The sequence below is a fragment of the Wenyingzhuangia sp. IMCC45533 genome, assembly GCF_054111225.1.
Genome location: NZ_CM134197.1, coordinates 2,338,254 through 2,357,785, shown reverse-complemented (window position 1 = coordinate 2,357,785; position 19,532 = coordinate 2,338,254). Strand labels below are relative to the sequence as shown.

The 19,532-nt window shown below is 31.2% G+C and carries 20 protein-coding genes and 1 other RNA gene; 7 read left to right on the top strand and 14 right to left on the bottom strand.

Going from position 1 to position 19,532, the window contains the following annotated elements:
* Window positions 1-31 precede the first annotated feature (31 nt).
* From ACXGQW_RS10495 to aroQ, 9 genes are all read right to left on the bottom strand, one after another.
* The gene (locus tag ACXGQW_RS10495) at window positions 32-973 is read right to left on the bottom strand and encodes a glycosyltransferase family 2 protein (protein ID WP_457822658.1); all 942 of its coding nucleotides are present in this window, start codon (window positions 971-973) and stop codon (window positions 32-34) included.
* On the bottom strand, window positions 966-1,541 hold the full coding sequence (locus tag ACXGQW_RS10490) for a DapH/DapD/GlmU-related protein (protein WP_457822656.1): 576 nt from the start codon (window positions 1,539-1,541) through the stop codon (window positions 966-968). The genes ACXGQW_RS10495 and ACXGQW_RS10490 overlap by 8 nt, the downstream gene beginning before the upstream one ends.
* The gene (locus tag ACXGQW_RS10485) at window positions 1,538-2,506 is read right to left on the bottom strand and encodes a glycosyltransferase family 2 protein (RefSeq protein WP_457822654.1); all 969 of its coding nucleotides are present in this window, start codon (window positions 2,504-2,506) and stop codon (window positions 1,538-1,540) included. The genes ACXGQW_RS10490 and ACXGQW_RS10485 overlap by 4 nt, the downstream gene beginning before the upstream one ends.
* Window positions 2,503-3,510, bottom strand: a complete 1,008-nt coding sequence (locus ACXGQW_RS10480; protein ID WP_457822652.1) for a hypothetical protein — start codon at window positions 3,508-3,510, stop codon at window positions 2,503-2,505. The genes ACXGQW_RS10485 and ACXGQW_RS10480 overlap by 4 nt, the downstream gene beginning before the upstream one ends.
* An 18-nt stretch (window positions 3,511-3,528) precedes the next feature.
* Window positions 3,529-4,827 (bottom strand): ABC transporter ATP-binding protein, encoded by a 1,299-nt coding sequence (locus ACXGQW_RS10475; protein ID WP_457822650.1) that lies wholly within the window; start codon window positions 4,825-4,827, stop codon window positions 3,529-3,531.
* Between the two features lie 80 nt (window positions 4,828-4,907).
* Window positions 4,908-5,594 carry a sulfotransferase family 2 domain-containing protein gene (locus tag ACXGQW_RS10470; protein WP_457822648.1) on the bottom strand — a complete coding sequence of 229 codons (687 nt, stop codon included), beginning with the start codon at window positions 5,592-5,594 and terminating at the stop codon, window positions 4,908-4,910.
* Window positions 5,595-5,674: 80 nt separating this feature from the next.
* Complete coding sequence (locus ACXGQW_RS10465; RefSeq protein ID WP_457822646.1) at window positions 5,675-6,577, bottom strand: glycosyltransferase family 2 protein; 903 nt, start codon at window positions 6,575-6,577, stop codon at window positions 5,675-5,677.
* 3 nt (window positions 6,578-6,580) lie between these two features.
* The gene (locus tag ACXGQW_RS10460; RefSeq protein ID WP_457822644.1) at window positions 6,581-7,432 is read right to left on the bottom strand and encodes an ABC transporter permease; all 852 of its coding nucleotides are present in this window, start codon (window positions 7,430-7,432) and stop codon (window positions 6,581-6,583) included.
* Window positions 7,433-7,435: 3 nt separating this feature from the next.
* A complete protein-coding gene (gene aroQ / locus ACXGQW_RS10455; RefSeq protein ID WP_457822642.1) occupies window positions 7,436-7,852 on the bottom strand; it encodes a type II 3-dehydroquinate dehydratase in 417 nt (138 codons plus the stop codon).
* A 437-nt stretch (window positions 7,853-8,289) separates the two neighbouring features.
* On the opposite strand from aroQ, the gene ACXGQW_RS10450 reads away from it, so the two are divergent.
* From ACXGQW_RS10450 to xerD, 3 genes are read left to right on the top strand one after another with little or no spacing between them, the layout of a single operon-like run.
* Complete coding sequence (locus ACXGQW_RS10450; protein ID WP_457822641.1) at window positions 8,290-9,444, top strand: MBOAT family O-acyltransferase; 1,155 nt, start codon at window positions 8,290-8,292, stop codon at window positions 9,442-9,444.
* A gap of 4 nt (window positions 9,445-9,448) precedes the next feature.
* Window positions 9,449-10,342, top strand: coding sequence for a hypothetical protein (locus ACXGQW_RS10445; RefSeq protein WP_457822639.1), 894 nt, complete (start codon window positions 9,449-9,451; stop codon window positions 10,340-10,342).
* A gap of 11 nt (window positions 10,343-10,353) precedes the next feature.
* Window positions 10,354-11,247, top strand: a complete 894-nt coding sequence (gene xerD, locus ACXGQW_RS10440) for a site-specific tyrosine recombinase XerD (RefSeq protein ID WP_457822637.1) — start codon at window positions 10,354-10,356, stop codon at window positions 11,245-11,247.
* Window positions 11,248-11,300: 53 nt separating this feature from the next.
* Here the strand turns inward: xerD and rny are convergent, their stop codons facing one another.
* The 4 genes from rny to ACXGQW_RS10420 form a co-directional block, all read right to left on the bottom strand.
* Window positions 11,301-12,863, bottom strand: a complete 1,563-nt coding sequence (gene rny, locus ACXGQW_RS10435; RefSeq protein WP_457822635.1) for a ribonuclease Y — start codon at window positions 12,861-12,863, stop codon at window positions 11,301-11,303.
* A gap of 52 nt (window positions 12,864-12,915) precedes the next feature.
* Window positions 12,916-13,023: non-coding RNA, 6S RNA (gene ssrS, locus ACXGQW_RS10430), on the bottom strand.
* 54 nt (window positions 13,024-13,077) lie between these two features.
* A complete protein-coding gene (locus ACXGQW_RS10425) occupies window positions 13,078-13,371 on the bottom strand; it encodes a cell division protein ZapA (protein ID WP_457822633.1) in 294 nt (97 codons plus the stop codon).
* Window positions 13,372-13,383: 12 nt separating this feature from the next.
* The gene (locus ACXGQW_RS10420; RefSeq protein ID WP_457822631.1) at window positions 13,384-13,656 is read right to left on the bottom strand and encodes a hypothetical protein; all 273 of its coding nucleotides are present in this window, start codon (window positions 13,654-13,656) and stop codon (window positions 13,384-13,386) included.
* Between the two features lie 182 nt (window positions 13,657-13,838).
* On the opposite strand from ACXGQW_RS10420, the gene ACXGQW_RS10415 reads away from it, so the two are divergent.
* From ACXGQW_RS10415 to ACXGQW_RS10400, 4 genes are all read left to right on the top strand, one after another.
* Complete coding sequence (locus ACXGQW_RS10415; protein WP_457822629.1) at window positions 13,839-15,524, top strand: M23 family metallopeptidase; 1,686 nt, start codon at window positions 13,839-13,841, stop codon at window positions 15,522-15,524.
* A gap of 13 nt (window positions 15,525-15,537) precedes the next feature.
* A complete protein-coding gene (locus ACXGQW_RS10410) occupies window positions 15,538-18,009 on the top strand; it encodes a TonB-dependent receptor (RefSeq protein ID WP_457822627.1) in 2,472 nt (823 codons plus the stop codon).
* Window positions 18,010-18,114: 105 nt separating this feature from the next.
* Window positions 18,115-18,357 carry a type II toxin-antitoxin system ParD family antitoxin gene (locus ACXGQW_RS10405; protein WP_457822625.1) on the top strand — a complete coding sequence of 81 codons (243 nt, stop codon included), beginning with the start codon at window positions 18,115-18,117 and terminating at the stop codon, window positions 18,355-18,357.
* Window positions 18,354-18,656 (top strand): type II toxin-antitoxin system RelE/ParE family toxin, encoded by a 303-nt coding sequence (locus ACXGQW_RS10400; RefSeq protein WP_457822623.1) that lies wholly within the window; start codon window positions 18,354-18,356, stop codon window positions 18,654-18,656. Before ACXGQW_RS10405 ends, ACXGQW_RS10400 begins: the two co-directional genes overlap by 4 nt.
* 179 nt (window positions 18,657-18,835) lie before the next feature.
* On the opposite strand, the gene ACXGQW_RS10395 is transcribed toward ACXGQW_RS10400, so the two are convergent.
* Window positions 18,836-19,498 carry a class I SAM-dependent methyltransferase gene (locus tag ACXGQW_RS10395; RefSeq protein ID WP_457822621.1) on the bottom strand — a complete coding sequence of 221 codons (663 nt, stop codon included), beginning with the start codon at window positions 19,496-19,498 and terminating at the stop codon, window positions 18,836-18,838.
* Window positions 19,499-19,532: the final 34 nt, after the last annotated feature.

The following is a 19,532-nucleotide window of genomic DNA, read 5'->3' as shown; positions in this document are numbered from 1 at the left end:
GTCTCTTTCTAAAAATATTCTACGCTGACTCTTATGTCTTTTTAAAGAACAACCTATTTATATTTAAGAAATGTTTATAACTCAAAAAGTTGTATTTAAACAGGATCACAAGAGTAATACCGTACAAGTATTCTCTATAATTAATAATATTCTTTACGCTCAGAAGATTTAATATTCTTTTTAAATACATCAAATCTTGCTTGTTTTTCGCTCGACAAAAATATTTTACAAGCAAAAAGTAGTAGTTTGACAAATAACCTAATTGCTGCTTTGTTAAGTTATCGTAGTTTTCAGTTAACGAATTAATTAAATACTCAACAGCCTTATTAATTTTCTTTACAGTTCTTTTTTCTACATTTATGGGTTCTACCTTGTAGTAAAAATCAAGTTCGTTGTCTTTTTCTATTTTGAATTTTTCAGAAATCAATAGAGCTCTGATTGAAAGTTCTATATCTTCTAATAATTCTAAATTTTCATTGAACTTACCTATACTCTCTAAAAAAAATTTCTCCCATAAAACACACGTTGTTTGCCAAGCAAACTTAGCTTTTAAGAAATTGTCTAAAAATTTGTCTGTAATGTTGGAAAAAGGTCTCTCTTTACCGTTTTCAGAAGACACCATCATACATCTTAAATATATAGTAAAATCTTCAACCTTTACTGTTCTATTTTCTACAAATGTCTCAGTTATTCTATCATCAGAATCTAAGAAAACTATTGTATCGGCAGTTGCGTAATCAACTCCCATGTTCCTACATTGAGAAGCACTAGATTTAAAATTATTTAAAACAACGGTCACTCGATTGTCTGATACGAAAAATTTTGACACTTTAGATTGTGTCTTTGTATCTGAAAAGTCATCTACAATAACCCATTCCCAATTTGGGCTAGTTTGGCTCAATAAATTTGAATATATTTTTTCTAAACCCTTAAAATTATTATGGTGAGGCGTTATTATTCCTAATTTATTCATTGTTTAACTTTGCTATTATACGAGACGGATTTCCTACTACTATTGAGTTAGATGGCACATCTTTAACAACCACTGTTCCTGCACCAACTACAACGTTGTTACCTATTTTTATATTGCCAATAATAACCGCATTTGCACCAACCTCCACATTGTCACCTATAGTTGGTCTCAAGTTGTTGTCATTGTCTACGTTACCAATTGTGGTATTATTTCTAAATTTAAAATTTTCTCCAATCTCTTTTGCATTTATAATTGTAGAGATTGGATGGTGAGGTACTACTCCACCTTTTAAATTAATATTTCTAAATATTTTAAAAACATGTAGCGAATTATTGTAAAATAAAATCTTGTTATACAAAGTCTGTTTATTTATTCTCCAAAAAAACAGAAAAGCAAAATCAGGATAATGTATCATTAAGTGTTTAAAATCTTTTTTTATTGTCGATTTTTTTTTAGACCTGCACACGATATTTTTTTCTATATCTTTTAGAATTTTTTCATTGTCTGTGACATACTTATCATAGTAGAAATAAACTAAGACCAATCTTATAAAATGAAACATTTTCATACTAAACTTTTATTATTGATTTGCCTACTACGAATCATTAACTTATATCCTTTACCTGTAAAAGCTCCTAGAACAAGAGACGTTACGAATAAAATAAATTGATAAAGGCCTTTAAACTTGTACACATAAAGCAGAACGTTTGCAATATTTTTACTTTTTTTATTATAGACATAATTATTAAAGGTTGTAGCCATAAGAACGTCTAATAAAATATTTTTAGAAGTATTAGAAATTTCTAAAAAAACAGATTCAAATGTATTATAGTAACATCTGTATTTGTTTAGATTTTTTGTTTTTTTTTCTAACTCACCCTGAATCGAATCTATATGTACTCGTCGAGAGTATAAAATTTTGTTTAGAAAAACTCCTTTGGGTCTGTTATGAGCCAGTAATTTTACAAAAAAATTAAACTCTTGACCAGATTTTATTTGCGGATCGAATCTTATACTTCCAACAATAGATTTTCTAATCAATAAGTCACCCGTTACCCAAAAAACTTTTCTTTTTATTAAATTATCGACATTTAATTCCAAACTTTCATTATCTCCAAAATAAAACGGTTTTGTGCTTCCATCTTCGTAAAAATTCTGACATCTTGAAACAACGAAATCTTTCGATTTAAAACTCAATAAAAATTTGATTTTTTCTTCTAAAAAATATACATCCATCAAATCGTCGCTGTCGAACCAATTTACATACTCTCCTTTAGCTACATCCAGTCCATAGTTTCTTGCACCATTTCCTCCTCTTTCGTATGAATTAGGTCTTTTATAAAACTTAAATCTGTCATCTTTAACCAAATACTTGCTTAAAATTTCGTTTGTGTTATCATCTGAACCATCATCAACTATTATGCATTCCCAATTGACATAAGACTGCTGAACAATAGTATCTAAAGTATCGCCTATCAAATGGGCTCTATTGTAGGTAGGTATTATGATTGATATTAATGGGAAAGTATTCATGTAGTAATTAGTTTGAAAAAATTATAGTACTCCCTTGATACTAACTTTGAGTCGTGGGATTTTATATAATTCAAATCTAACTCTTCAAAATCTGATAACAACATGTTTTTCATTATCTCACTAGTTTCACCCATATCATTAGGATCATAAGTTACAGCTTTAGCTTTATTTAGAATTTCTTTCATATTACCTATACGGGGACCTAAAACTTTTTTACTAAAAGTCCAACCTAAAAAAATATTCCCCGAATTTAATGACTCTGTTCTAACAATCCATAACAAATCAGATGCTTGCAAATAATTTTGAATTTCGTTATCAGGCACGTATGATGTTTGAAATTTGTAATGTGGATGAAGTTTGTAGTATAATTTAACTATTTCTCTAGAGAACTTGTTTAAATGAGACAAGTGATGAAAATACATTCTAGGTACTACCAATCTTTTTCTTTTAACTTTTAGCCTTTTAAAAACTCTTAACATTTTTTCTTCTTCAGCACTTGATCTTAGATTACCAAAAACCAAAACTACTTTATCGTCCAAACCTATTTTTATTTTTTCCTTAGCCTCTTTTGGTGATATTGTATTAGGTATTGTATTGAAATACAGAGGATGTTTGATGACAACGTGTTTGGATTTTAAATAAATTTTACTGTATTTTCTTTTACTATAAAAACCTAAATGCACAATACCATGGGAGTTATTATAAATTAACTTGTAGAGTCTGTTATAATTTTTTGTGTTTTGATAATGAGGATATTCATTGTGCATTACCGATATTATTTTCGAATATTTATTCCATTGGCTTAAATGTTTTTCGAATTCTAATAATTGTTCATCTGTGGGTTCTAGCCATTTAAATAAAGCTTCTGGCCAATGAATATTAACAATATCGTACGATTTATCGTAGTCATTAAAGTTCCCGTAAAATATACTATCTTCAAATTCAGAAAAAACTTCTGTAAGAAATGCTTCTGAGGGTTGTTTAAATGGCAAGAATACTTTCATCTTTTTCAAAGCTCTTATTTAGCATATATTGAGACTTTTGTTTTTCAACAATACATAACCGTGTATTTTTCTTCTTGGTATAACACCTGTATTGAAAAAATCTGATTCAGAAACTTTCAAAGTGGCACAACTTTCAATATAATCAAATACATTTCCTCCTACTTCTCTCCCCCAAAAAGAAAGCCTGTAGTCCATTGCCCTGAAATTCAAACAATCGATTTGAAATCTCAATTTTGTTTCATCTCCTATTAAATATAATTCCTCTTTAGTAAATTGATTGCTTATATTACTCACAGGTATTCCGTTGCTATCTGTTATTTCTATGGAAATATATACTGCTCTTTTTTTCTTGTTTTTATTTTGTATGACTAAATCTATATATATCTTTTCACCAGATAGGACATAATTAGTGTTCTCGAAAAATTCTTTATCTTTATAATAAGAAAATTGAACAGATTTGAACAACGAAGTTCTATCTCCCTTCCTAGAGTTAACATTTAACAAACTCAAGTTATCACCCGTCTTTTCTTCAGCCAGGTATTTATCAACACCATTAGTTACATTCCCAATATAACTAACTTTGCCATTAGACAGAACTAATAATTTGGTACACAAACTCTGTATAGCTGCCATATCATGACTTACAAACAATACGGTTCTACCCTCGGAATTAGAAATATCTTGCATCTTTCCTATGGCTTTTTTCTGAAACTCGGCATCCCCCACAGCTAACACCTCATCAACCACTAAAATATCGGGCTCTAAAAAAGCTGCGACAGCAAAAGCCAGTCTTACCTTCATTCCGCTAGAGTAACGCTTAACAGGTGTATCTATATAACGCTCACAACCTGAAAACTCTATAATTTCAGTCAATTTGGATGCTATTTCCTTTTTTGTCATTCCTAAAATAGCTCCATTTAAATAAATATTTTCTTTACCCGTCATTTCAGGATGAAAACCAGTCCCAACTTCTAATAAAGAGGCAATTCTTCCTCTAGTTTTTATACTTCCTGTGGTAGGCCCAGTTACTTTCGATAAAATTTTAAGTAAAGTAGATTTACCCGCACCGTTTTTACCTATAATTCCTAAAACTTCGCCTTTTTTAACTTCAAAGCTAATGTCCTTCAAAGACCAAACATACTGAGACTCTCCTTTAGTTGCTCTGTCATTAGATTCTCCTATTTTAAGATAAGGATCTTCTTTTCCTCTAACGGTGTGCCACCATCTATTCAAATCATGACTAATGGTTCCGGTACCAAGAGTTCCCAAACGATATTGTTTCGATATGTTCTCTACTTTTAATATCGTAGTATTCATGTTGTACATCAAATTTTCATTTAAGTGATAAAGCGTCGAAAAAATTATTTATTAAGTCTATATCTTGTTTATGATGACTGCTAAAAAAAATTCTTCAACAACTGTAATCCTTTCTTTTTATCTTCAAAGGAGTAATCAAATTGAATTATATCTTTACCATAAGTTTCATGAACTAATCTTTTTCTCGATTCAGTATAAAACAACGAATAATGATCGTGTCTCTTTTTATTTTTTTTCTTGTGTAAATTCATTTCAGAGTTTACGCCCAGAACATTATTTATCTTTGCCATATCGTCTTTAAAGTTTTCAAAACGCCCTATAAAGTCAATATTCAAGCTATCATCTTTCGTTTCCAAAAACTCGGATTGCTCAATTAAATGATCTCCTCTAAAATGTTTATTTGAGCTATCCGTCAAAACTTTTTCAAATTTTCCCTTTTTTAAAATATAATCTTCAAAACTTCCTTTTACTTTTCTATCCTTCATCATCCACAAATAGTCTGAATATGATCTGTCCCATGGGTTTCTTACGAACGAAAATTTAAAATAAGACTTCCATATTTCTTCTGAAATTAATTCTGTTTCAAGTAATTGCGATGCTGTTGCATGTTGTAAATGAATTTTTCTCTTGGGACACCAACCGAACAAAATATCATAATCAGGTACTTCCCAATCTTTTTTCTTATCATTTATAAAAAAGTCACTAACACTAGAACCAGCGGTTTTAGGTATGTGAATAAAAATACATTTATGTTTGTGGGATATCATTTCTCTTATTTAATTATTGTTTGTTGGTTTATTTCACAGAAATTGACCTTGAACTGCATAGGGTAAGTATACAATTTTTATTACTTTTTTAATTTGGCCTTTAAACATTTTATAACGAACCTCGGTATTCTGATAAAATTTTTATTTTTTTTAACTATTTCTATGTATTTTGACCAAAAGTATTTGTTTGTTTTGTCATTAAGAAAAGCTTTTTCCAAAAAATAATAATTTATTTTTAGTTCATCTTCATTAAATTTAGTGCTATAATTATAGATTACATCATAAAAAAAATCAAAAGTTGCTCTGTTTTTTTCATCCAAATTATTCGTTGTAGAGGAAATACTGATACCACTTCTTCTTATTTCAACGACATTATTGGCTACTGTATAAATCCTATCCATTTTAGATACTTCTAGTATTAACATTACGTCACTATACCAGGCCAAAGGATAATCCTTAAATCCTATTTCATCAAATATCGATTTTTTGAATATAAACTCACTCAGCGTACTTCCTGTCTCTTTCTTTAGTCTTTTAACAAAAAACTTTACAGTACTTTCTATTTTGGGTGCTGTGATTAAATCACTTATTGGAGTATTTTCGTGATCAATTTTCACAGATTCATATCTTATCACGTTAATATTTTCGTTTTCTACCTCAGGGATTTTTTTATAAAAGTTCTCTACAAACTTTAACGGCAATACATCGTCATCTCCCAAAATCATAAACCATTGTTCTCCAGAAGTCATTTTAAGACATCTTTCCCAATGCTTAACTAAAGAAACACCTCCTAAGTTATCTTCAAATCTTTTATAGACAATATTACAAGTAGTCCTTTTTATGTAATCGGTATTCGAATAATCAAACTCACTACAATCATCCCCTATATAAACGTTGAATCTCTTGTCCGTTTGACTTTCTAATGATGCAAGAGTTTGATCAAAAAACTCTCTCCGGTAGTATGGAATTATAATAGCTAGCATAGGCTAAATTGTATCAATAAAACTTTTTTCAGTTTTGTTAAAAATCAAAACTCCAAATATTAAAACTACGATACTTATGAGAGCTGTGAATAATAAGGATTCTATATTAAAATTTCCTTTTCCTATTAATAAAAACCTAGACATTTCTATCAAATGTGCCATTGGATTGTAATCTACCAACCAAGCTACTCCCTTTTCTTCAAACTTACTATAGGGTAAATTTACTAAGGAAACATACATTAACAGGGATACTCCAAAAGTTACTAAAAAAGATAAATCTCTATATTTTGTAACCATCGAAGATATAATCATCCCCAATCCTAATCCTAAAAAAGCCATCAAAACAATTAACAACGGATACAAAAAAATAAATTTACTAGGGGTAATATCCCAACCCGTGGAAATATAATAAATGTAGAAACATATAAATATCAACAGTTGAATACCAAATTTTGTCAAGTTGGAGACTACTACAGATAAAGGCATAATAATCCTTGGAAAATAAACTTTTCCGAAAATATTTTGATTTTTTTTAAAAGTATCAGCGGTTCCTGTTAAACATTCTCTAAAGTAATTCCAACTAGTGACACCTGCTAAATTGAACAAAAAAGAAGGCATTCCAGGAGTTTCTATTCCAGCCACATTATTAAAAATAACAGTAAACACAACTGATGTGAATAACGGTTGGATTAAATACCATAAAGGTCCCAATATAGTCTGTTTATAGAGCGTAATCACATCCCTCTTTACAAAAAGAACTAACAAATCCCTATACCTCCAAAGTTCTTTTAAATCTATGCTTAATAGATTATTTTGTGGTGTAATTTCGTACAACCACTTTTCTTCTTCTTTCATTTTTTATTCTAAAAAACTTTCAATTCCTAAATCATAACTTTTCAATCCAAAACCAAAAATCACTCCCCTACAAACTGGTGATAAATAAGACTTATGCCTAAATATTTCTCTTTGATGTGTATTGGATATGTGCACCTCTACAACTGGAGTTTTAACTCCGCTAATAGCGTCTGCTAAAGCAATAGACGTATGCGTGTATGCTCCTGCATTAATAACTATCCCATCATATGAAAACCCCACTTCGTGAATTTTATCAATCAACTCTCCCTCTATATTGGATTGAAAATAATCTAATGCAATATTTGTAAACTTATCTTTTAAGATTTTAAAATAATCTTCGAAAGATTGTTTACCATAAACTTCGGGTTCTCTTTTACCCAATAGGTTTAAGTTGGGTCCGTTGAGTATTAAAATCTTCATAAAAATTGATTTGTACAGGCTACCAAAATATGAAAAATAAACAACGCTTACAAAGTAATTATCTTATATAATAGTTAATCAAACCCTAAAAACTCTAATACTCTGGAATGTACCTTTTAACATCAATTACATACTTTTAGTTACTAAAATTAGAAATAAAGTAATTAGTTTTGTTTACTAAAATTTGTTTTTGCATGCTGTTTAATTCTGTAGCGTTTTTATTGTTCTTCCCTTGTGTTTTTGTACTCTATTGGTTTGTTTTAAAAAATAAACTAAAAAGTCAGAATTTATTAATTGTGTTCAGTAGCTACATTTTTTACGGGTGGTGGGATTGGAGATTTCTAATATTAATCATTTTTAGTACGTTACTAGACTACATTATAGGATTAAAAATCATAAAATCTCGGGATAAGCGAACAAAAAAGAGACTGTTATACTTGAGTATTATAGCAAATATTGGACTCCTGTTTTTCTTTAAATATTGCAACTTCTTTATCAATAGTTTTACCGCTGCCTTCCCTTTTTTAGCAAATTCAAATTCTCTATTCAGTTTAAATATTATTTTACCAGTAGGTATCAGTTTTTATACTTTTCAAACCCTTAGTTATAATATTGATGTTTATAGAAACAAACTAAAACCCACCAATGACTTTATTGCATTTGCTGCTTTTGTTAGCTTTTTCCCACAATTGGTTGCTGGCCCAATAGAAAGAGCCACTCATTTACTGCCTCAATTTTTAAAAAACAGAGAATTCAGTTCTCAGTTGGCTAGTACTGGTGTTAAACTCATTGCATGGGGCTTTTTTAAAAAACTGGTAATTGCTGATAATGCTTCTATTATAGTGGACGGAATTTTTAGTCACTACCATACTCAAACATCTACATCCTTAATCGTGGGTTCAATTTTGTTTGCTTTTCAAATTTACGGTGATTTTAGTGGCTATTCTGATATTGCTATTGGCTTGGCTAGGCTTTTTGGCTTTGACTTAATGACGAATTTTAGATTTCCGTACCTATCCACCAATATTTCCGAATTTTGGAAGAGATGGCATATATCCCTATCAACCTGGTTCAGAGATTATTTATATATCCCTTTGGGTGGAAGCAAAACCACAAAGCAAAAAGCAATTAGAAATATTACGATTGTTTTTGTGGCAAGTGGATTTTGGCACGGTGCCAATTGGACTTTTCTTATGTGGGGAGTAATTCATGCTATATTATATATTCCCTTATTTTTAGGTAGCAAACTAAACCTTCCTAACTTTTTAAAATCAATTTGGACGTTTGTTATTGTTACCTTCGCTTGGGTATTTTTTAGAGCTAAAAATATTACAACGGCTTTTGATTACATATCCCTCGTATTTTATAACAACAACACTAAAAACTTTTACCTGAGTACCCGAAAATACTTACTGATAACCTCTATTTCTCTTGGGGCAATTCTACTAATGCTACTAGTCGAATATTATTTTAACAAAAAAGATAAAAAAGAAATAGTTCTAAGTAATCCTTGGACTATACTTATCATTATCATTACTGTATTTTTAGGAGCATTTAAAAATCATGCTAGTTTTATTTATTTTCAATTTTAAAATCATGAAAAAATTTCTTTTATCTACTTTTAAATATAGCTTTATTTGTCTTTTTTTGGTGAATGCAATTGCTTTTTCAGCTAACTACTTTCTCAAAAAATCTTCTTTTTATAAGCCATCATTTTTAGTAAATACTTTTGATAAAAGGGCTAGTTTTGATTATATCGTTCTCGGATCCAGCAGGGGTTTAACCACTATTGATACTAAGCAAGTTGATGATAAATTAATGACAAATGGGCTCAATTTATCAATGGATGATACTGATCTGAAAGCACATCTCCTGATGTTCAAACATTTTATATCCCACCATTACAAAACAAGATATTGTATATTAAACTTAGACATTCAAAGTTTTTCTTCTTCTAAATCAACTCTAGGCAATAATGATTATAGATTCGTACCTTTTAGCAGTTATGAATACGTACAAAATCATTACTTCAATTACGAACAAAATGCTTTGAAGCCTCTATACAGCTCTAGTTATATTCCCTTTTTGGCATACGCTTATTATAATTTAGAGCTACTACCTGCTGCCATCATTGGTGGTTTAAAACCTCTCTATAGAAATAGATTTGACGACAGAGGTAATTATAGCTATCCTAGTATACAAAAAAAACTTGTTGTTAAAAATACGATTACAACAAACAAAACAATAACAAACCCTATTTTATCAGAAATCCAGAACCTTGCAACTGAGAATAACATTAAATTAATCATATATATAGCTCCAATTCTAAACAAATCTATTAGCGTCAGCGGTGAGTACGCTTTTTCAATCATCAACCATTCAGACTCTATTGTAAAACCAAGTCTTTTTTACGATGATATACATGTAAATAAAAAAGGAAGAAAAAAAGCTACTACTGTTTTCATCAACAATTTTAAAGCTTTATTATAATTCTACAGCGTATGAATTGGAAAATGTACATCCAGAGTTTCGTAAACTATTTACTAACTGAAAGAGGTTTATCAAAAAACACCATGACCAACTACCAGTTGGATTGTGAAAAACTTGCTTCTTTTTTTGACGAATCAGAAACAACTGTATTAAATATCAACAGATCGGATTTGCAAGATTTTATTTACGATTATTCCAAAACTCACAAAGCTAGATCTCAGGCTAGGCTCATCTCTGGATTATCGGCTTTCTTTGATTTTTTAGTCATCGAAAAAATTCGAAAAGACAACCCTATGAAGCTCATAGAAGCTCCCAAAATTGGATTGAAACTTCCAGATACTTTATCAGAAAATGAGATCAATGATATTATTGATGCGATAGATTTAGAGCATCCTCAAGGGGAAAGGAACAGAGCTATTTTAGAAACTTTATATGGTTGTGGACTCCGTGTGAGTGAACTCATCCATCTGAAAATATCTGATCTATACTTTGATGATGGCTTTATTAAGATTACTGGGAAAGGAAATAAACAAAGACTCGTCCCCATTAATTACTACACTGAAGAAATCATTACAAACTATATCAATTCGCAAAGACCCCTTACTCCGCCAAAAAAAGGAAGTGAAGACATACTGTTCTTAAACAGAAGAGGCAATCAGTTAACGAGGGTCATGATTTTTACCATCATCAAACAATTGAGTGTAAAAATCAACTTAAAAAAGAAAATAAGTCCACATACTTTTAGACATTCGTTTGCCACGCACTTACTAAACGGAGGTGCTGACTTAACTGTAATACAGGCTCTGTTAGGGCACGAAAGCATCACTACCACAGAAATATACCTGCACGTAGATAAATCCAAATTGATAGAAGTGGTAAACACCTATCACCCCAGAGCAAAATAAAAATGGCTTTTTAGAAAATCTAAAAAGCCATTTTTATTTTATTAGACAGTGAATTATTTTGCTACGTTCACTGCTCTGGTTTCCCTAATCACAGTCACTTTAACTTGTCCTGGATAGGTCATTTCTGTCTGAATTTTTTGAGAGATACTAAAAGACAATTCTGCGGCTTGGTCGTCATTAACTTTAGTACTTTCCACCAAAACTCTTAGTTCTCTACCTGCTTGAATAGCATAGGCTTTCTGTACACCGTTAAAACCAAAAGCCAAATCTTCTAAATCTTTTAAACGTTGTATGTAGGAATCTAAAACTTGACGTCTTGCTCCAGGTCTTGCTCCAGAAATAGCATCACATACTTGTACAATAGGAGCAATCATGGTTTTCATTTCTATCTCATCGTGGTGAGCACCAATTGCATTGCAAACATCTGGTTTTTCACCGTATTTTTCTGCCCATTGCATTCCTAAAATTGCGTGTGGCAATTCGCTCTCTGTATCCGGTACTTTACCAATATCGTGTAACAAACCAGCTCTTTTAGCTGCTTTCACATTTAAGCCTAATTCAGCAGCCATTAAACCACAAAGATTGGCAACTTCTCTAGAGTGTTGTAACAAGTTTTGTCCGTAAGATGAGCGGAACTTCATACGACCTACTGTTTTGATCAACTCAGGATGTAAACCGTGAATTCCTAAATCCATTACGGTACGCTTTCCTACCTCTATAATTTCTTGGTTTATTTGCTTTTCTGTCTTCTCTACTACCTCTTCAATTCTTGCTGGGTGGATACGTCCGTCAGTAACTAATTTGTGCATAGACAAACGTGCTACTTCTCTTCTTACGGGATCAAAACAAGATAAGATAATTGCTTCTGGTGTGTCATCTACAATAATTTCTACTCCTGTGGCTGCTTCAATGGCTCTAATATTTCTACCTTCTCTACCAATAATTCTACCTTTAACATCGTCAGATTCAATATTAAAAACGGACACACAGTTTTCTATAGATTGCTCAACTCCTACTCTTTGAATGGTGTTTAAAATCACTTTTCTTGCATCTTGCTCAGCAGTTAATTTGGCCTCCTCCAACGTGTCTCTAATAAAAGACATGGCATCTGTTTTGGCTTCTGCTTTTAAAGAATCTACCAACTGTACCTTTGCTTCATCTGCTGATATTCCAGAAACAGACTCTAAGATTTCTACTTGCCTTTTATGCAATTTTTCTAACTCTGCTTGCTTTTTTTCAAAAACAGTTACTTTGTGGTCGTAATCTGTTACTTTTTCTTCAACAGCTTTGTTGAGTTTTCTGTTTTTTTCTATTTCCTTGTTAAGTGATGTTTCTTTGTCTTTAATTCTCTTTTCAGCATCGGATATTTTTTTATCTCTAGCTAAAATCACCTTCTCGTGTTCCGCTTTTAGCTCTATGAATTTTTCTTTGGCCTGAAGAATTTTATCTTTTTTGATGCTCTCTGCCGTTATTTTTGCTTCTTTTAACTTAGAAGCCGCTTCAACCTCGGCTGTTTTTATCATTTGTGAGGCTTTGAATTTTTCTAGTATTTTAGCTAGTAAAAATCCTAGAATTAAAGCTCCTCCTGCAATTAGTATGATTGTAGTACTACTCATTATTTGTGTGTAAAATTTGATATATAAAAAAACCTACTAAGGTTAGTTTTATAAACTCCAAAAAAACATTTTTTAGAACTAACATTATGATCAAGTATCTGTGTAAAACAGCGCGCTTTAACATAATAGACTCATTCTTTTTAAAGATATAGTGTTGAGTTTATCAAACGAAAACCAGAGTAGGCAGTGTTTTTATGCTATGTAATGAACTTTATTAACTTAAATACGATTCTAATTTACTATTTAATTTTGAAATTTCAGTAATAATTTCGTTGTTTTCTTCCTGTTTAAGCACCTTATTTACTTCTATTAAAGAAGCAAACTGCAATGCGCACATAGCCAATACATCTTGTTTGTCATTAACCGCATAATTATCTTCATAACTAGCCATTAACTTATTAATTTTGCTCGCTGCAGCTCTCATTCCCTGTTCCACTTCTGAACTTCCTACAGAAACTGGGTAATTCCTACCACCTATTACAACATTAATTTTATAACTATCAGCCATATTGAAAAGAACTTATGTATTTAATTCTTGAATACATTTATCTATTTCTGAAACTAAAAAATCAATTTTAGCTTTCGTATCGTTTTTATAAACTTCACTGCCCTCTAATGTTTTAGCTACTTTTAATACTTGAAGCTCTTCTTTATAAAAAGATATTTCATCTTCTAGCCCTTTGTTTGTTTGTTGCAATAAAAAATTTTGATTAGACAAAATCTTATTTTCTTGTTGCAAAAACTCATAACGCTCCAAAAGTCTTTCTACATTAGCTTGTAAATTTGCTATCATTTCCTTCTGACTTCTCATATTACAATTGCTAAAACAATACTTACAAAAATAGCATTGTTATTGGTAAATACAACTTTTTAGCTCCCAAAAAACATTTTGAGCTCTTGGGTTTGTTTCTCAGTCTTTTATGATTGTTTTTTAAGATATTATAATATTTTTGTGAACTTAAAATTATTTTCTCCTTGAAAAAAGGTTTCATTTTTTTACTATACGCATTTGTTTCTTTGTCCTTTGGTCAAAAAAAGTATCCTCAAAATCAATTTAGAAATCCTTTGGATTTTCCCATTGTTTTGGCTGGTACTTTTGGCGAGTTAAGAACCAATCATTTTCATTCTGGTATAGACATCAAAACAAAAGGTGTGAGTGGAAAAAAGGTGTACGCTGCAAAAGAAGGATACGTATCTAGAATTAAAGTTTCTTTATGGGGTTACGGAAAAGCACTATATGTTAGACACCCCAATGGGTACACCACCGTGTACGGTCATTTAAAAAAGTTTAGTAAAGAAATTGAGGAATATGTTAAACAAAGACAATATCAAAAAAAGTCTTTTGAGATTCAGTTATTCCCCTCCAAAACAGATTTGCCTGTTACCACCGACCAAATTATTGCTTACTCTGGTAACACGGGAGGGTCTTCGGCTCCTCACTTGCATTTTGAAATTAGAGATACTAGAACAGAAAAAGTAATTAATCCTTTACTATTTGGTTATCAAGTAAAAGATAACATCACCCCAACATTTAAAGGTTTAAGAGCTACTCCTTTTGGAGAGAAATCTGCCATTAATCACATTCCCGTTAGCCAAATTATTGAAACTAAAAAAATTAATAGCAAACTTTATGTAGCAAACGAAATAAAAGCTATTGGTAACATAGGACTTTCCATAAGCACTCACGATTTGTTAAACAATGCTGCTAACAAAAATGGAGTTTATAGCATAGAAATGTACGTGAATGATACGCTTGCCTATCATCATCGTTTAGAGACCTTCGCTTTTGATGAGAGCAAGTACATCAATTTATTAATTGATTATCCCTTTTATGCAAAAAAGTACAGAAAATATCAAAAAACATATATAGAACCTAACAACAAACTATCCATTTATAAAAAACACCTTAACAAAGGTTTCATCAATATCAAAAACAACGAACATTACAGGGTAGAGATTGTGGTAAAAGATCTGGCTAAAAACACATTGACTATTAGAGTTCCTATCAAGGGAGACAGCCTAATTACTCCTGTGGTTAAACCTCAGCCCAAAACGCCCTATTTTGTAGACAGAGATAAATATTGCGTATTTAAACAAGGCTTATCAGAAATTCGTTTTCCAAAAAACACTTTTTATAAAAACACCTTTATCGATTATCAATATAATACTGATAAAATATCGGTACACAAACAAGTTTTACCTCTAGATAAAAACTACACCTTAACTTATTTTACGGATAGTTTAACTCCGCATCAAAAAAAGTATGTGTATTTTGCCCAAAAAAGCAAAAACCACTACAACTACATTAGCACTCATAAAAAAGAAAACAAAATATACACAAACACAAAGTATCTCGGAGATTTTTATTTGAGATACGACAGCATTGCTCCCAAAATTTACAAACCTAGTTTTTATAAAAATCAAAATATTTCTAAGTATCAAACGTTAACTATTCATATTAAAGATGATGAAACAGGTATTAAAAACTACTATGGTACTATTGACAATCAATGGATATTGATGGAATATCAACCTAAAAGAAATAGATTAACTTACGACCTTGGAGATTTAAAATCTTTAAATAAAAAACGTCACTTCAAATTAAAAATTGAGGACCTGTTGGGAAACACCAAAACCTACGATTCTTACTTTATAAAATAACTACACACATCTCTTGAAATCACTCGTTCTCTTTTTAACTTTTTTTTACAGTTGCTTTCTTTTTTCTCAAGTGGGATATTTGTCTGGCACGGTTACTAGTGCTGACAAAACACCTTTATCTGGCGTAACTATAACCTACAACGGTACAGGAGCTGTTACTAATGACCAAGGAGAGTATAAAGTTGAAATTCCAGCAAATCAAAATACGTTGGTTAAATTTTCTTTGATAGGTTACGGAATTGTATTTAAAACATTTAAAGGACGAAAAAACAAAACCATTAGGTATTCCCCTATTCTAAGGATTCAATCCGAAGAGATGAACGAAGTAACTGTTAAAAGTTACAAAGCAGCTCAAGAAGGAATTGTTACGTTGAAAGCTAAAAAATTTAAACGGGTGCCTGGTGCCAATGCTGGAATTGAAAATTTGTTGATGACCCAACCTGGGGTAAATAACAGCAACGAATTAAGTACACAATACAGCGTTAGAGGAGGGAATTTTGATGAGAATTTAGTTTACGTTAACGGTATAGAGGTTTATAGACCTTTTCTGATAAGATCTGGACAGCAGGAAGGGTTGAGTTTTTTGAACTCTGACATGACAGAAAACATTAATTTCTCCGCTGGTGGTTTCGAAACTAAGTACGGGGACAGACTTTCTTCTGTATTAAGCATTCATTATAAAAAGCCTAAAAAGGAATTATCCACGGTTAACTTAAATTTGTTAGGAGCCAGCTATACCTACGAAAATTTGTTTTTAAACAAAAAACTATCAACCTTAATAGGGGCTAGGTATAGAAACAACCAGTTGCTAGTAAACACCAAAGACACTGAAACTAATTTTAGACCCGTCTTTGCAGATGTACAAACTTATCTCTCCTACCAAATCAACAAAAAAAGCAGTTTAGATTTTTTGGGGAATATAGCCATTAACAACTATAATTTTAAGCCTATTTCTAGGGTTACTCAATTTGGAGGATTTATTAGACCTAGAGAATTGCTGGTTTTTTATTCTGGAAACGAACAAGACGATTTTGAAACTTATTTTAGTGCGCTTAGTTATAAGTATAATTTTAATAAAAACACCAAACTAAACATAACCTACTCTTTGTTTAATACGCAAGAACAAGAGTACTACGATATTGAGGGGGCTTACAGTATTGCCGAGATAGATCCTATTTCTGGGGCAACTCTTTTTACTTCAGGAGTTGGTTCTCAATTAGATCGCGCTAGAAATGATTTGGACATCTTAATTCAGAACGTAAAATTTACTTTAAACCACAAAATCAATCAACACAAACTCGAAGCAGGTTTTAAGGTACAAAAAGAAAATATTAGAGACCGTATCAACGAATTTACCTTTGTTGATAATAACGGAATTACGCAGAGACCTGACACAAATCAGCCTACAAACAATTTGCCTCCTAGATTTGAATTTAACGACGACATCACTCCTTTCTACAGTATAAACGCTGAAAATGATGTAGATATTTATAGATTCTCAGGATATTTTCAATGGAACAAAAAGTGGTTTATCGGAAATCATATCTTGTGGCATCACTCTGGTATTAGGACACAGGCTTGGTACTTAAAAAATAATATTTCTGGACAGCAATCTAGTTTAAAGCAAACCTTTAGTCCTAGGTTTAGACTTTCTTTAAAACCAGACTGGGAAAATACAGATATGGTTTTTAGATTAGCTACAGGTTTTTATCATCAACCTCCCTCCTACAAAGAGTTGAGAAACCCCCAAGGAAATATTGAATTTGATGTAGATGCTCAACAATCTATACATTATGTATTTTCTAATGAGTATAGTTTTAATCTATGGCAAAGGCCGTTTAAAATGACTTCGGAAGTTTATTTTAAACAGCTTAATGACGTTAACGCTTATTCTTTAGACAATGTTAGAATTAGGTATGATGCAAATAATAATACAAAAGCTTACGCGGCTGGATTAGACTTTAGATTGAGTGGAGAATTTGTTCCCGGAAAAGAAAGTTGGGTAAGTTTAGGGTTCTTAAAAACCGAAGAGAATACTAACAACAGAGGTTATATTGCTAGACCTACAGATCAACGTTTTAAATTTGCCATGCTGTTTCAAGATTACGTACCCAGTAACCCTAATTTTAAAGTGTATTTAAACTTAGTTTTAAACTCTAGTCTACCTGGAGGTTCTCCTGTAAATGCTAGTGCTGAAAGAGGAGCTACGGTAGATAGATACGATTTTCAAACCAGATTAAGACCTTATAGGAGAGTAGACCTCGGTGCTGCCTACATTATTGTTGATAGTAATAAGCAGTACGAATCTGGCTTTTTAAGACATTTTAAAGAACTGGACTTAGGGATTGAATTATTCAATATTTTTGACATTAATAACACGACTACCAACACATGGGTGTATGATGTAGACACTCAAAGATATAATGGTGTACCTAATATACTTACAGGTAGAATTCTTAACTTTAAAGTAGGAATGCAATTTTAAACGAGTGTAGCTAATTTTGGGTATAAAGGAATAATACTAATTGTGTAATGGAAAAATTTGCCATATTACCAACTTTTGGTATATTAGAATAAACATTATTCGAAAATGGGAAAAAACACATCAATATCATTAGGAAATCATTTTGAAGAGTTTATTAATCATGAAGTCAATTCGGGTAAATATAGTTCTGTAAGTGAAGTTATTCGCTCTGCTCTAAGACTTTTAGAAAGAGAAGAAAAAAAGGAACTAGAATTAATAAGGGCATTAAAAATTGGAGAAGAAAGTGGTTTTAAAGATGATTTTAATTCAAAAATGAATCTAAAAGATTTACATAGAAAACATTTATGAGTATCAATAAATATCGTGTAAGTCAAGAAGCTATAAATGACATAAATGATATCTGGATTTATACTTTACATAAATGGTCTAAAGAGCAAGCCGATAGATACTACAATCAGATATTTGAGGAAATAGAATTTATAGCTGACAACTTTATGACAGGAAAATCTTTAGAGGATACTCGAAAGAACTATAGAGTAACCAAGATTAAATCACATTTAATTTTTTATCGAAAAAATGAAAATAAAATAGTAGAAATCGTAAGAATTCTCAATCAACGAATGGATATAAAAAAATATTTGACATAACACAACACTGGCTACAAAACATTTGAGCTTCTTTCCTTTCTCTAAGTTTTTGGCTTTCTTATTTTGTGATAAAAACCACTTAATTCTTTATATTAAAAATAATTAAATGGTTTTTGCCTAGTGGTTTTTCCGAATGGGCGTTGCTCTTTCAACACCAAACTAATTTTAAAACAAAACCGTTATTTAAACCCTATCGTATACAAACCCTCCATAGAAAACACTTTGTGATCAAATTCCAATTCAGGTTCTGTTACGGTAACAGTTTCAATATTTTTAAAGTGATGTTCGCTCAGTAAATTTTCTATGTCATTGCTTTCAAACTTATTAAAACCGTAGTTAGATAGTTCTAATTGATCCATAAAGCTTTTTGATCGATAAGCAATAAGTAACTTTCCGTTTGGTCTTAACACTCTTAGTACTTCCTTTATATTCTGTTCTAAATTAGGCCAAAAATAAATGGTATTCGTGGTCGTAATCAAGTCAAATTCATTATTTGGAAACGGCAATTCTTCTACCGAAGCCTCAACAAAACTTGCACTCTTTAAATGACCATTTATCTTTTGAGCTTCCTCAACCATCACCGCTGAGAAATCTGCTCCCACATATTTTAAATCATTTGCCATTGACAATAACCCCTCAACAAAAAACCCATTACCCATTCCTATTTCAAGAATTGATTGATGGTCTTTGGGCTTTAAAACTTTATAAGAATTCAAACAAATTTCTTTGTTTCCTTTATTCATTTGCATTCCTATCTTTTTCCCTTGTGAACCTGTGGGCTGCCTTAAATGCTTAGCTAACTCTTTAGCTGTTAAATCCTCTGTATTAAATTTTTCTGCCATCCTTTTTGAATTGAGTAAAATTGATTGTGTGGTT